Here is a 13,119-nt window from a genome sequence, read left to right on the forward strand (position 1 = left end):
GCCAAAATGCGTGCGCGCGGCATCGAGCAAGCGCTGTCGAGCCTTGGCCGCCTTGTCGAAAAAGTGCTTCAGCTCGCTCAAGCCGAATCGGGGGTTGGCATGGCGGATCACGCGATCGATCTTGTCCGATCGGTTCGGCTGGAAATCGATGACCTGAGGAAAAAGCCGCAATATGCCGGACGCCTGCATCTTAACGTCGACGGCTGCCCCACTTTGATGCGCAAAGTGGATGTCGATGCGTTTGGGATCCTCCTTCGTAACCTGATCGAGAATGCGCTGATACATGGACTGCCCACTGTTCCGACAACAGTTTCCGTCCAAACTGATGGAACCATCGCTATTGCAAACGCCGGACCGGTGGTGCCCCTCCCCGACCTCGAAGGGCTTACAAAGCGATTTAGTCGTGGTGCTACTCCTGCTGCGGGCTCAGGCCTTGGTCTACATATCGCTAACATGGTTATCCAGCGGATCGGTGGCAGTCTAGAGCTTGCGTCGCCCGCCCGCGGTCGCAATGATGGTTTCGAGGCGATCATACGAATTCCTCAATGACACCGGTGAATTCGACGACAGTTGGACACAGGGCGGATTGCTGGCAAGGCTGCTGACAGGGCGAACTGTACGGCAGTATGTATACGGCGTAGAAATCGTACTTCACACAACGCATTTCGGCCGCGGCAATCAATGCCGCTATCATCGTCTGAGCAGTTCGATCGAAGCGACACGACATGATCGGCAAAATCGAAGGCTCCGCCTCACCGCTCGCTCGATTTCGCCCGGGGAGAAAAAAGGCCATCCGAGAAAGTGCAAGCCGCCGCGCAAAGGCGACGTGTCCAATTGTCTGGGTGCCCCTGTGCGCCGGCCCGATCGGGTTGGCGCAGGTCCAGTAAGGACCCGGACCAACCATTCCATTTAGACGACCGGCAGGTTTTAATCGGCGTCCGGATCGCCGTCCCAAAATGCCCCAAGTATACGGCTAGAAAGGCTGCCAACGATCGAGCTTTGGTCGGAGGCGTGCTTGTCAGCGTCTTGGGTGCTTGACCGGCCTTTGCAATGGCCATCGCCATCGCAAGTATCGTGCGTGGCCAGTGAGACCGCAATTTCATCAGCCTGGAGCCGACCGTATCGGTGCTTTTTTATGATTTAGGGATTTTTCGTTTTCCTCTTGGATCATCACGGGTTTGGAGAGGATCTGGTGTTAAGTGCCATTCGGAGCGCCGGCGAACGGCCCGAAATTAATGTGGTCGAGTGATGAAGCCTCCCGAATGCGTTAAACGAGACCCTTTATGGCGGCCCTGGCTGACAACAGCCTGAAAGCTGCAAGCGGCCTGCGAGAATGGGGCGATCCTGAATGACGACAGATGCTATCAACATGAAAGAGGCTCGCCCTGAAAGCTGAGCACGCTTTATGCTCAGGCTGCTGACAAGGCCAAAGCAGCGTAAGTGCGTAGTGAAATCCAAGGTCCACATGGGTCGTCGCGCGTCCCATGCGCCTGGGAAGGCGCCGGCCCGGCCAAGCTTTCCCAGCTCGTCCGCATGATGCTTCGCTGAGCGTCAATGGACGTTGGCGCGAGACCAAGGCGTCGTGCGTTGCAATCCGGACGGTCCAGGGTATCAGGAGTTTCACGGCCTCGGCCCGCTTGGCTGGCCACAGTTGAAGCTCCAACGTACCGGCTGGCACCGGGAAATTGGGCTCTGCGCTGCCTCAACGCTGATGGCACGGTCAATGCTTGCCTACCGATGGGGCCGCCCATGCCGTGATGCTGTCGGTCGACGTTCGCAAACCAGACCCTCGCGAGACCCAGCGAAGGGGCTCGCCGGTACGACGAGGGACCTTACCTCTTTATGCGCGGCATCATTATCGAGGATGACATGTTGCCTTACACGTCGTCCCTCGCGCTCGGGTCTTTGTGGGGCGGATGAAGTCCTGATCGCGGTGGCACTGCTGCATGTTTGCGTAAGACCCATCCAGTCACGATCGCGCTGTCCTTCGATGTCGCGGTGCTGATAGGCGGGCAGATCGGTGTGCGCGGCGCCCGCCAAAGGATCGTCGTCACGCCGGAGGAGGCGAGCGTCATAGCCGGCGCGCCGGCGAAAGGCGCTTTCTGTCGGATGCCCGACAATGTCGGATATCGCAAGTATCAAGGTTGGATCAAACCTTGCGAATCGGGGCTTTCTTACTTGGCACGGGGCATGCTCAGGTATCCGCAAACACCCAATGGATAACGAGCAGACTTCCCATGGCCTCACCATGCCGAAAGTTTCCCGGACGCATCCAAAGATGAGGCTCGCGTCAGGCCCAGCAACACGCTGACGGCTCATGTGGCTCGGCGTCGCGTGCCGATCCACTTTCTCCCAATAGGCGTTCGGGAGACATAGATCCTTCAAAATGAGGAACAGATCACTTTGCCAGGAACGCAGCCCATAACCCCACTCTCCCTACCAGAACTACCAAGCAAGCCCCGCACTCATGGGCTTCGCAGGACGTCCGTTGCGTCCGAGTTGGTCGGCGCGGGGCCGGCTCCGATCCCCGTCGCATGGGAGGACGGCAAGGCGAGGGATTTCGTGCTCGACAACGGCATGGAGGTGGTCGTCATTCCCAACCACCGGGCGCCGATCGTCACCCACATGGTGTGGTACAAGATCGGCAGCGCCGACGAGCCGCCGGGCAAATCCGGCATCGCCCATTTCTTCGAGCATCTGATGTTCAAGGCGACGACCAACCATGCGGGCGGCGAATTCGACCGCGCAGTGTTCGAGATCGGCGGCTCCAACAACGCCTTCACCTCCTCCGACTACACCGCCTTCTATCAGACAGTGGCGCCGTCGGCGCTCGAGCTGATGATGAGCTTCGAGGCCGACCGAATGCGAAACCTCATCCTGACCGACGATGTCGTCAAGACCGAGCGCGATGTGGTCATCGAGGAGCGCCGCTCAAGCACCGACACCAACCCGCAGGACGTTCTCCATGAGGAGATCGACGCGACGCTGTGGCAGAACCACCCCTATCGCATCCCGATCATCGGCTGGATGCAGGAGATCGAGCAGCTGAACCGCGTCGACGCCACCGTCTTCTATGAAAAGTACTACTGGCCCAACAACTCCGTGCTGATCGTGGCCGGCGATGTCGAACCGGACACGGTGCGGGCGCTGGCCGAAAAGACCTATGGCAAGGTGGCGCGCGGACCTGACCTGCCGCCGCGCATCCGGCCGGTTGAGCCCGAGCAGAACACCAGGCGCACCGTCACGCTCTCAGACGCCCGCGTCAGCGTGCCCAGTTTTTCGACGCAGTGGGTGGTGCCGTCCTACCACACCGCCAAGCCGGGCGAGGCCGAAGCGCTCGACCTGCTGGCCGAAATTCTCGGCGGCGGTAACCGCGGCCGGCTCTACCAGGCGCTCGCTGTCCAGCAAGGTATCGCTTCCAGCGCCCGCGTCTATTTCCAGGGCACTATGCTCGACGACACCAAGTTCGCCATCTATGGCGCACCGCGCGGCGATGCCAAGCTGGCTGATCTCGAAGCGGCGGCCGCTGCCGAAGTTGCCCGCATTGCCGAGGATGGTGTCAGCAACGAGGAACTAGGCAAGGCCAAGGACCACTATTTGCTCAATATGATCTTTGCGGAAGACAACCTGGACTGGCTCGCCAGCATCTACGGCTCGACGCTGGCCACCGGCGGTACCGTGAAGGATGTCGAGGAACGGCCGAATCGCATCCGCAAGGTTACCCCCGAGCAAATCAAAGCAGTTGCCGCCCGCTATCTCGCGTTCGACCGTTCGACCACGGGCTATCTCTTGCCCAAGACGGAGAATCAAGAGATGACGCTCGGCGCTCGGCCCCATGCTGCGATGAACATCCAGGAGGTGAAGTCCGAAAAGGGCATCATCGCCTGGCTGGTGGAGGACCACACAGTGGAAATCGTCAACATCGGCTTTGCCTTCAAGGGCGGCACCAAGCAGGACCCGGTCGGGAAGGAGGGGATGGCCAAACTGATGGCCGGCCTGTTCATCGAAGGCGCTGGCCATTACGACAGCGGTGCCTTCCAGGTGAAGCTCGACCATGCCGGCGCCGAAATGAGTTTGGACGCGCAAAGCGACGACATCTACGGATCGATGTGCATGCTTTCCAAAAAGCAGGACGCGGCGTTCGGCCTGCTTCGGCTCGCGCTGAACGCGCCGCGCTTCGAGCAGGGGCCGATCGATCGCGTCCGCGCCGAGATTGTCTCCCGCATCGTCGGCAGCGAGCGAGACCCTAACGCCATCGCTCAGCGCAAATGGCTGCGCGCGATCTATGGCGCGCATCCTTGTTCAAGGCTGGGAGAAGGCACAAAAGAGAGCCTGCCCGGCATCACGCCGTCCGACCTCCGCGCCTTCCACCAGGCCATTTTCGCTCGCGACGGGCTCCATATTGCCGTGGTGGGTGACATTGACGCGAACACGTTGAGGGAAAGGCTTGACCAGCTGTTTGGTGATTTGCCTGAGCAACAAACCCTCGTCCCCGTCTACGATGTCGCGCCGAAACTCGGTCAACTGGTGGAGGAGAACTACGACCTGCCGCAGACTTCGCTGACGTTGGCCTGGCCTGGCGTGAAGCCTAGCGCGCCGGATTTCTACGCGGCCGTGCTGCTGAACGACATCCTTGGCGGCTCATACTTGACTTCCCGCCTTTACGAGGAGGTACGTCAAAAACGCGGCCTTGCCTATCACGTCAGCTCTGAACTAACCCTTGACTCGCTTCTGGTTACGACAGAGACACGCTCGGACTGCGCTGCCCAAACACTGAGCATCGTGCGAGATGTGGTAAAGCAGATGGCGCAGCAAGGACCGACCGGGGCCGAGCTCAAGGCGTCGAAGAAGCACCTGATCGGCGCCTATGCCATCGACCAACTGGGCTCGACCCGCTCGATTGCAGACCGGCTCCTGGATTTGCAGATTCACAAGGCCGACGTCGACTACAACCAGCGTCGCGCCCGCAGCATCGGTCGGGTGACGCTCAAACAGGTCAAGGCGGCGGCCAAAAAGCTGCTTTCGGCCGAGCCCGCCATTTTGGTGGTCGGCCCGCCGCTGGGCGGCAAGGATGAGTAAAGAAACTCATCTCACCTTCCTTCTTCATCGGGGCTTCTCGTGGGAAGAGCGAATGTGGAGGCCCGTGGGCCAAGCAGATCATGCAGACGCGCGGAGTCGTTTTCGCCGACCTTGCGCGGCATTGGCGGTCCGGCGGCCTCTCGCCGAAATGGCGCTCCTCAGCATGTATGCCGCCTTTTTGCAGAATTCAGTCGCATGCCACCAGCAGGCATGGTGGATGAAGCAAACATCCGACTGCTTAATCCATCAATTGATGAACCGCGGGCACTCAAACTAACGAAACTGCTGTCTTTTCATCGGGCTAGCGTGGTCTACCAGCTGCTTTGCCGAGGCCCTACGACGAACCCACTGGTGCAGAATACACACTGACGGCCTGTCGACCTGGATGTTCGCTGCGTTGAGGAGGAATCCGGTATTGCCCCTGTGCCTGCCGATGATCCGCCGTCTGAAATCCCCGCACCTGTTTGGAGCCATCGACCGCCTGCCGGCACTCGGCAGACCAGTTGGCAATAAGACGTTCGAGGTCGTCAATCCGTCGACCGGCGAAGTTTTGGCAGAGCTTCCCGATATGGGCGTGGAGGAGACACGTGCTGCGGTAGACAAGGCCTATGTTGCGCAGTCGGGATGGGCCGCGTTGACGGCCCGAGAACGTAGCGACGTTCTTTGGCGATGGCATCAGCTGATCATCGACCATGCAGGCGATCTCGCCGCGATTCTGACTGCGGAAATGGGCAAGCCGCTTGCCGAAGCCATTTCAGAGGTATCGCATGCGGCGGCGTATCTGCAATGGTATGCCGAGGAGGCCAATCGCGTCTATGGCGAGACGATCTCGGCACCCTCGACAGACCGCCGAATGCTAGTGATCAAGCAGCCCATCGGCGTTGTTGGCACGATCACGCCATGGAATTTCCCGGCCTCCATGGTGGCGCGCAAAATCTCGCCGGCCTTGGCTGCGGGCTGCACAATCGTGCTCAAGCCCGCTGAACAGACGCCGCTCGTGGCTGGCGCAATGTTCGCCCTCGCCCATCAGGCCGGCTTTCCCGATGGCGTGGTCAACCTGATCTATGCGTCCGAAGGTGATCGCGTGGGCCGTGAACTCTGCACCAATTCCAAGATTCGAAAGATCAGCTTTACCGGTTCGACCGAGGTCGGACGGCTGCTGATGCGTCAGTGCTCTGACCAGATCAAGAAGGTCAGCCTTGAACTCGGCGGCAATGCACCTTTCATCATCTTCGATGATGCCGACATTGACGGTGCTGTTGACGGTGCGGTCCAGGCGAAGTTCCGCAATGCCGGCCAGACCTGCGTTTCCGCGAACCGCATTTACGTCCAATCGAGCGTTCACGATGAGTTCGTCAAGAAATTCGTGGAAAGAATCCGGCACTTGTCGGTTGGCGACGGATTCGATGCCGGAGTGGACATCGGACCGCTCATCGACAAGCATGCTCTGGCCAAGATCGAGTCTCACGTCGCAGATGCCATTGCGAAAGGCGGCACAATACGATGCGGGGGCCAGCGTATCGGCAAGAATGGCACGTTTTTCGAACCCACGGTCCTCACCGAGATTTCCAGCGTCATGGCAGTCGCGCAAGAGGAGACATTCGGGCCGCTCGCGCCGATCATTCGCTTCAACGATGCGGATCAGGTCGTGCGCGAGGCCAATGACACGATATACGGCCTCGCCGCATACTTCTATGCCTCAAACCTGAAGCGGGTCTGGCGTGTGGCAGAGGCTCTGGAATATGGCATGGTTGGCATCAACACGGGACGCATGTCCTCGGAGGCGGCACCGTTTGGCGGGATCAAACAATCCGGCATCGGGCGGGAGGGTTCCCGTCATGGCCTCGAGGACTATCTGGAAATGAAATATCTTTGCATGGGCGGGATTTGAAACCTGCTGCACTGTCTCTCCGCCCCACCGGGGGGCGGCCTGCGGTCAATGCCGCCACCTAATTGGAAGTTCCAAACGCCGTTGACCTGAAACACGGATGCCCGGCAGGAGACTGAGCTCGCTGTCGGGCCGGACATGCCTTGGGAGGGCATAAGTCAGCGCTCCTAGGGCCGATGGGCCACTCAGTTCGTGCGCCTTTTGCCGATTGCGTTGCATGTGCCGTGCCAAGCCAAAAAGCATTGATAAACCGCCGATGGATCAGCTTTTGCCCTGTTGCGCATTCTACATTGTGGGATATGCGACAATGCCCAAGCGGTTGAATCGTCGTGTTGCAGAACCCCAGACGGGTCATGACTGCTATTCTTAGGACAGTGCGCAGCAAGCCGCTACTCGCTGCACTCCAGGCACACCATTTCCATAATCAAGCGGTGGGTGCTATGTTGACCGAGCTGTCGACCAGGGAACGGTGTGAGGCCTCAGATCCCTCCATATTGTTGCACCCGCCGGTCCAACAGGACTGCAGGTCCGGCCTCAAAGGATCTTGGCTGCTATGGCGACATTGCGGTGCACGCCGCTTTCCGACCAATGATGTGCGTCCAGGTCGAGGCCGGCCCTAATGAACCACCGCCTTGGCACCCTCGCCCATCTCATTTCGGCATCGACAAGCTAGACCAGAGCGCACTTGCAAGGCGCCATGCAGTCCTGTCGGCGGGCGAACTGTTGGTGACGGGTACAGCTGCGAGCGAACGTTCATCCACCGACGCACAGCGCGGACTGTCGCTTTTCAAATTAGGAAATCTCTGTAGCCACCATTCATGAGCGCGCGGCCACGCGAGACGGCCCGACGGATGCGGTCGCGCAGATGATCGCGAGGATCCGCCCAGTCGGCATGGACGCGCCGTTGACCGATGAGAACTTCGGCGAGCTCGCGATGAGGTGCTCCGGCGAGCGAACCGTCGAGCGCACGAAGAACGAAGGACAAACGAACGCCGCGCTTTTCCGGCGCAAACAAGCGGGGGGGCAACTGTTGCCCTAGACTGAGAGCATTGAGGCACTCCAGTCCCCTCAGTCGATGCTTTAAAAGCACCGCGGGCCAGATGGCTTGCGTATGCAGGCAAACAGGGTGGAGGATATTCGCGCCCGAGACGGCGAGCTGCAGCGCGTGGTCCGCATTGCGAAGAAGAACATGCTGGCTCTTGTCGGGCGCCAGCAGGACGATTGCACGACAGGGCAATGCCGAGAGTTCGAACGGCGGTGTCGGCGACGAGGCAGGCAACCGTTCCGCAATGACCGGCAGCACATGGACGCACCAGAGCGGACACCAGAATACGACCGAAGCGCGGCCACAAGACTCCGCGAAACAGAACACCCCAGCGTGACAGGTCGCCGGCCGACGCGACCATATCGAGAAAGGATTGGAGAGACCAAGTCTTGCAATGCTGGCGCGCAGCGGTCAGATCGCGCTGGAACGCTGGATTGCGGCGTAAGAACTCCCAAGCCCACTCCCGCAGCGTCAGGCCAGCGGTGTAGTCGTATGATCTTTCATCCCGCCAATCGGCCTGATCCGCGCCAGTCAGGAGATTCATGACTGACATCCCCTGCCCGCGCCTGCGTGCGTCGAAACATTATGCCACTTCGCAAAGCATCGGCGAAGGCAGCAGACGTCGAAGACCCCGTTTCGTTGAAGCGTCAGCCATCGCCACTGTCGGCGACAGAAGATGTGCCCAAATTGCCACCAGACCGTCGAACTGGCACAGCGACGGCCAGCGCGACCTGGAATTGATCCCGTAACGGTCATCGGCTCCTGCGTCGCGATCCAGACGTCCCTTGAAGGCGCAGTAGCGCGGCAGTGGATCGCACGCTGCTTGTCGGCAAGTTGTCGTAGCGGCGGCGCCATAGGCACGGTCATCGGAGGGTCTCCTGCGGCAAGCTTTCGCCATTGGAGGCCAATCTCCCCGCTAGGGCAGCCTGTGCAGTTGCACAGGTGAAGCGGATCAATCAGGGGGAGCCATGGCGGAAACTGGATGATGGCGGCTTGAGGAGAGCGGCGTATCGAGGCGGGTGATGAAGCCTGCCAGTACCTCTCAAGGAGAGTGATACGCCATGAACGAGACTATCAACACATTGTTCGCCTTCGTCAGCCCGACGAAATCGATGATACCCTGACGGATGTACTTCGCAGCGGCGCGCGCAAATTGCTTGCGCATGCGATCGAGATGGAGGCCGAGGCGTATGCCAAGGCGGTCGACTGCCTGACGAAAGATCATATTGCGTCGCTGGCGCTCTACGATTTCCCCGCCCAACACTGGGATCATCTGCGAACGTCCAATCCCATCGAAAGCGTCTTTGCAACCGTTCGCTATCGCACGGTGCGTACCAAGGGCTCGCTATCCTCGAAAACCGCCCAGCTGATGGTCTTCAAGCTGTTGGCCGCGGCCAGGAAGTGGCGACGATTGAAAGGACAAAATCAGTTGCCGAAACTCATCGCAGGTGCCAGGTTCCTGGACGGAATCCAGGTCATCGAAACGAAGCCGCAGAGCGCCGCTTGATCAGCCTCGTCACCCAAATTCCAGCATAGCTCCATCGGAACTGCCAGCCTTCCTTGCCGATCAGGCGCATATCAGCGCTGACGATACCGAGGACGGCGATGGCGGTCACCTCCAGGCCGCCGAGTAACGACCCTCAAAACACCGCACTGGTCGAGGCCAGCCTGAACCGGTATCTTGTGCCTGCCCTCGGGAGTCGCTCTATCCACCATGTGATCGACACCGACATTGCTAACATCACCAAGAAGATCGTCGCCGGGGGTCACCCGCAAGCGGCTAACACGGCCTTCTGGTGTATGCGGGCATTTTTCAACTGGTGTCGCAAACCGCCGCAACGGCTCATCCGCGGTTTCCCCGCGAGGGATTGGAAAATCCGGATCCGGCCCCGATCGTCAAGCGCAAGCGAGTGGTGAACGATGCCGAACTGGCGGCTATATGAACGGGCTGTGAGCCCGAACCGGGCGATATCGGCTATTCGTTCGGCTCCATCGTCAAGCTGCTCATTCTGACCGGACAGAGGCGTACGGAAGTTGCCGCGATGCGTTGGTCCTCAACCTTGAAGCCGGAACATGGAACTATCGGGTGACCGCACGAAGAACGAAGAGCCTACGCTTATTCCGCTGTCCACACTGGCGGTGTCGGTCCCCCAGACGGTACCGAAGACCAATGACACGTTTTTTTCCCTGCGAGGGGCAACGAAAGAAGCCACTTCTCAGGCTACGCGAAGGGCAAGAAGGCTCTAGACGGCAAGGTCAATACTGACGGGGTGGCTTTGGAGAACTGGACCCTTCACGATCTGCGCAGGACGCTCGCGACAAATCTCGGCAGGCGGCAGGTATTGCCACACGTCATCGAGCACATACTGAATCACAAGGCGGCGTCCTTGACAGACATTGGCGAAATCTACAATCTCTATAGCAACGTCAAGGAGAAGCGCGAGGTGTTGCAGATGTGGTCAAATCACATCGAATGGCTGATCAAGCAGGCTGCGGATGACGCTCTGGCGGCGTAGCTGCTGGCATGGGCGGAAGATGCGGCGCAACAATCGTCAGAGCCTCATCGAATTGGAGATCATGCTTGACCAGCAAATGCGCGGCCAATGCTTCGATGGCTGACCAGTGATCGAGTACTAGCCGGGCCGTGCAATCTTCGATCCGCCTCCAACGGGGGCGGCGCGGCATCAGGAACCGCAACTCACCATAGATTCGCTTGGCATCCGCGTAGTCGCTGCTCCCCTCATTCCCATCGGACGCATTCATCGCCATATCGCGCGGGTCCAGATAGCCTTCGAATGCGGATTCTGCAAAAGGACCTGCCAGACACGCAACTATCTCTTGGATCGCTTCATCGCGTTGGAAATGTCGATCCATATCGTTCTCGAAAATCGGCTTTAGCTCCGAGGTGAATCCTTGCGCTGAATAGAAAACCGTGCCTTCGACAAAACCACCGCACTCTCCGTCACCGGCGTCGGGGTAAATACTAACACTTGAGAAAGCAGGGAGTTCACGGTCGTCGTCGAACATCTGACGGTGCAAAACGATGGCGGCCACCGCGTGCCCGGCTTCGTGATGCGCCACAGACGGGAGAAGATATTGGGAGGCTACATTCATGCGGTGCGGCTCTCAGATCTAGTTTCCATCCAAGCCCTGATATCGGATTCAAGCCATGCGACTCGGCCGGGGGAGATGCGACGCCGCTTAGGGAACAGGCCTGCCTTCAGAGTCGCGCGGTCGCGCTCGAACTGCGTTCCACTGAAGTGCTTCAGGGTCTTTGCCGACTGGCCGGCGGCCCAGGCAAGTGCCCGCTCGCCTTCCACATCTTCAAGCCAAAGATAGAGATCGTCGTCGGGAGCATCCAGCGTTGGACGGACATCAAATGCGTTCATGTCCGGACAGCCTTCAGAAAGAAGGGATAGAGGCTTCCGTTTGATCGGGAACGCTTAGTGTTGGTAGCGGCGCCCACATGTTCGAAAAGCGTGATCATTGATGAGTTCTTCCAGTCGGTGCGGCATCGCAGTGCTTTTGCGCATAGGACCGCAATTGTCGTGCCAACTGGGAAAATCGTTTCGGAACAACGTGATCGCTCTGGCAGCGTTGTGTCAGATGTCCGACATCGTCGAGAATCCGACAACGAGTGCTCCTCCTAATCACCGGATCAACCTCCGGCGCCAGTCGGTGACACCGCATTCCTCTGTCTTTCCAGGAGACGGCGTGGACATCAATGCCGTTCCTCACCGAACCCGCCTCCTAGCCCTTCGCCCATACGTCACGGCCGCCCCCCGGTTTGGCTTCAACCTGAAGGATTACGGCGTCCTCTTCGCAGAGAAGATCGGGTTGTTCGTGGCGCGCGCAGCGGAGCCCAAGGAGCTTTTCTGGGTTGCGGATACTGGCATGTCGATATTACGACCGTGTGTCCTTCGACAAGCTTGGTGGCTTCTTCAACCAGAATCTCGCCGCGGAGATCGAATCGTTATCTGCGCCGCAAAGTGCGGCCGGTGAGCGGCGTGGCCCTGCGTTCCAGTTGGCCACGGTCCTCGCTGGGACGAGCAAGTAAATGGCTTGCGCAGCAACGGTGCGATCACACCTGGAGCACGGCGTCATCAGGAAAGCGCCATCCTTGTGCGCCCACGACACCCTGGTCGCCATCGGCCGCATCGCGGGGGGGCACTGTGGGCGATAACCATTCATTGATCTGGGCGATTGAGGGTTCTGCCGGGGCGCTATTGCTGCTCGGTAGGGCTGCGGGCTGGCGAGTCTACCAAGGCGAGCAACGACAGGCGAGACGGCAGACATTACGTGACGGAACTTGATATTGCAGTGCAGCAAGCGTAGAGCACCGCGCGCTTATCGGAGTGTCGTCCATGGCCCTTACCAATGCTGGTAACGAGGCAGAACCTGTCGAACAATCGAGCCATTCTGAGGTCGAGCAGCACAGCACCAAGGCGCTGATGTTGGGCGCACTAGGTGTCGTTTATGGCGATATAGGCACCAGCCCGATCTATGCATTTCGCGAGGCGTTGCATGCATCAGCGGGTGGCAACGTCGCCAGCCGTGGCGACATCCTCGGCGTACTCTCGCTGATCATCTGGTCCCTGACGATCACCGTGACGATCAAATACATCATGTTCGTGCTCCGCGCCGACAATCGAGGCGAGGGCGGAGTGCTGTCGCTTATGGCGCTGGCGCGCAACAGTTTCCCGACCTGCTCTGCGGTGATCCTCGGCATCGGCATCGGCATCGGCATCGTCGGCGCGGCGCTTTTTTTTGGCGACGCCGTCATTACGCCGGCAATCTCGGTACTGTCGGCGGTCGAAGGTATGAATGTCGTCACGCCGACGTTCCAGCCCTATGTGGTGCCGCTGACACTGGCCATCCTGGCGATCGTGTTTGCGGTACAGCGGTTTGGCACCGGCGGCGTAGGATTGGTGTTCGGACCCGTTACCGCGCTGTGGTTCCTGGCCATCGGCCTTTCCGGGCTCAACCACATCATGGACGACCCGGAAATCCTGCTGGCAATCAGCCCGCATTACATCGTGTCGTTCCTGGTCAACTCGCCTGACGTCGCCTTCGTTACGGTTGGTGCAGTCTTCCTCGCCGTCACCGG

General features: G+C 59.6%; 8 protein-coding genes and 2 pseudogenes. 7 read left to right on the forward strand and 3 right to left on the reverse strand.

Annotated features, from left to right (window positions below):
- From EN969_RS03430 to EN969_RS03445, 4 genes and pseudogenes are all read left to right on the forward strand, one after another.
- On the forward strand, positions 1 to 549 hold a 549-nt coding region (locus EN969_RS03430), incomplete at its 5' end, for a HAMP domain-containing sensor histidine kinase (protein ID WP_164758139.1).
- Positions 550 to 2,499: 1,950 nt separating this feature from the next.
- Positions 2,500 to 3,804 (forward strand): annotated as a pseudogene (locus EN969_RS03435) (pitrilysin family protein); the annotation flags it as partial.
- Between the two features lie 549 nt (positions 3,805 to 4,353).
- Positions 4,354 to 5,079 (forward strand): annotated as a pseudogene (locus tag EN969_RS36710) (pitrilysin family protein); the annotation flags it as partial.
- A gap of 415 nt (positions 5,080 to 5,494) precedes the next feature.
- Positions 5,495 to 6,970: an NAD-dependent succinate-semialdehyde dehydrogenase gene (locus EN969_RS03445; RefSeq protein ID WP_095769043.1), complete on the forward strand. Its 1,476-nt coding sequence runs from the start codon at positions 5,495 to 5,497 to the stop codon at positions 6,968 to 6,970.
- Positions 6,971 to 7,754: 784 nt separating this feature from the next.
- Here the strand turns inward: EN969_RS03445 and EN969_RS03450 are convergent.
- Positions 7,755 to 8,270: a DUF2285 domain-containing protein gene (locus EN969_RS03450; RefSeq protein ID WP_224570032.1), complete on the reverse strand. Its 516-nt coding sequence runs from the start codon at positions 8,268 to 8,270 to the stop codon at positions 7,755 to 7,757.
- A 793-nt stretch (positions 8,271 to 9,063) separates the two neighbouring features.
- Here EN969_RS03450 and EN969_RS03455 point away from each other — a divergent pair.
- A complete protein-coding gene (locus EN969_RS03455; protein ID WP_256748481.1) occupies positions 9,064 to 9,519 on the forward strand; it encodes a transposase in 456 nt (151 codons plus the stop codon).
- 880 nt (positions 9,520 to 10,399) lie between these two features.
- Entirely contained in the window at positions 10,400 to 10,528 is a 129-nt protein-coding gene (locus tag EN969_RS36590) for a hypothetical protein (RefSeq protein ID WP_135907184.1), read from the forward strand.
- Here EN969_RS36590 and EN969_RS03465 read toward each other — a convergent pair.
- Entirely contained in the window at positions 10,494 to 11,126 is a 633-nt protein-coding gene (locus tag EN969_RS03465) for a hypothetical protein (RefSeq protein ID WP_127274163.1), read from the reverse strand. The two genes, EN969_RS36590 and EN969_RS03465, sit on opposite strands and share 35 nt — an antisense overlap.
- Entirely contained in the window at positions 11,123 to 11,401 is a 279-nt protein-coding gene (locus EN969_RS36595; protein WP_063169289.1) for an AlpA family phage regulatory protein, read from the reverse strand. Before EN969_RS36595 ends, EN969_RS03465 begins: the two co-directional genes overlap by 4 nt.
- A gap of 975 nt (positions 11,402 to 12,376) precedes the next feature.
- On the opposite strand from EN969_RS36595, the gene EN969_RS03475 reads away from it, so the two are divergent.
- The coding region (locus EN969_RS03475) for a KUP/HAK/KT family potassium transporter (RefSeq protein WP_206525129.1) at positions 12,377 to 13,119 on the forward strand (743 nt) is incomplete at its 3' end.

It is taken from the genome of Mesorhizobium sp. M7A.F.Ca.CA.003.01.2.1 (assembly GCF_003998945.1).
GTDB classification, from domain to species: domain Bacteria; phylum Pseudomonadota; class Alphaproteobacteria; order Rhizobiales; family Rhizobiaceae; genus Mesorhizobium; species Mesorhizobium ciceri.

Coding starts and splice junctions, on each gene's coding strand:
- EN969_RS03465 (WP_127274163.1), bottom strand. CDS start 11,126: ATGAATGTAGCCTCCCAATATCTTCTCCCGTCTGTGGCGCATCACGAA.
- EN969_RS36595 (WP_063169289.1), bottom strand. CDS start 11,401: ATGAACGCATTTGATGTCCGTCCAACGCTGGATGCTCCCGACGACGAT.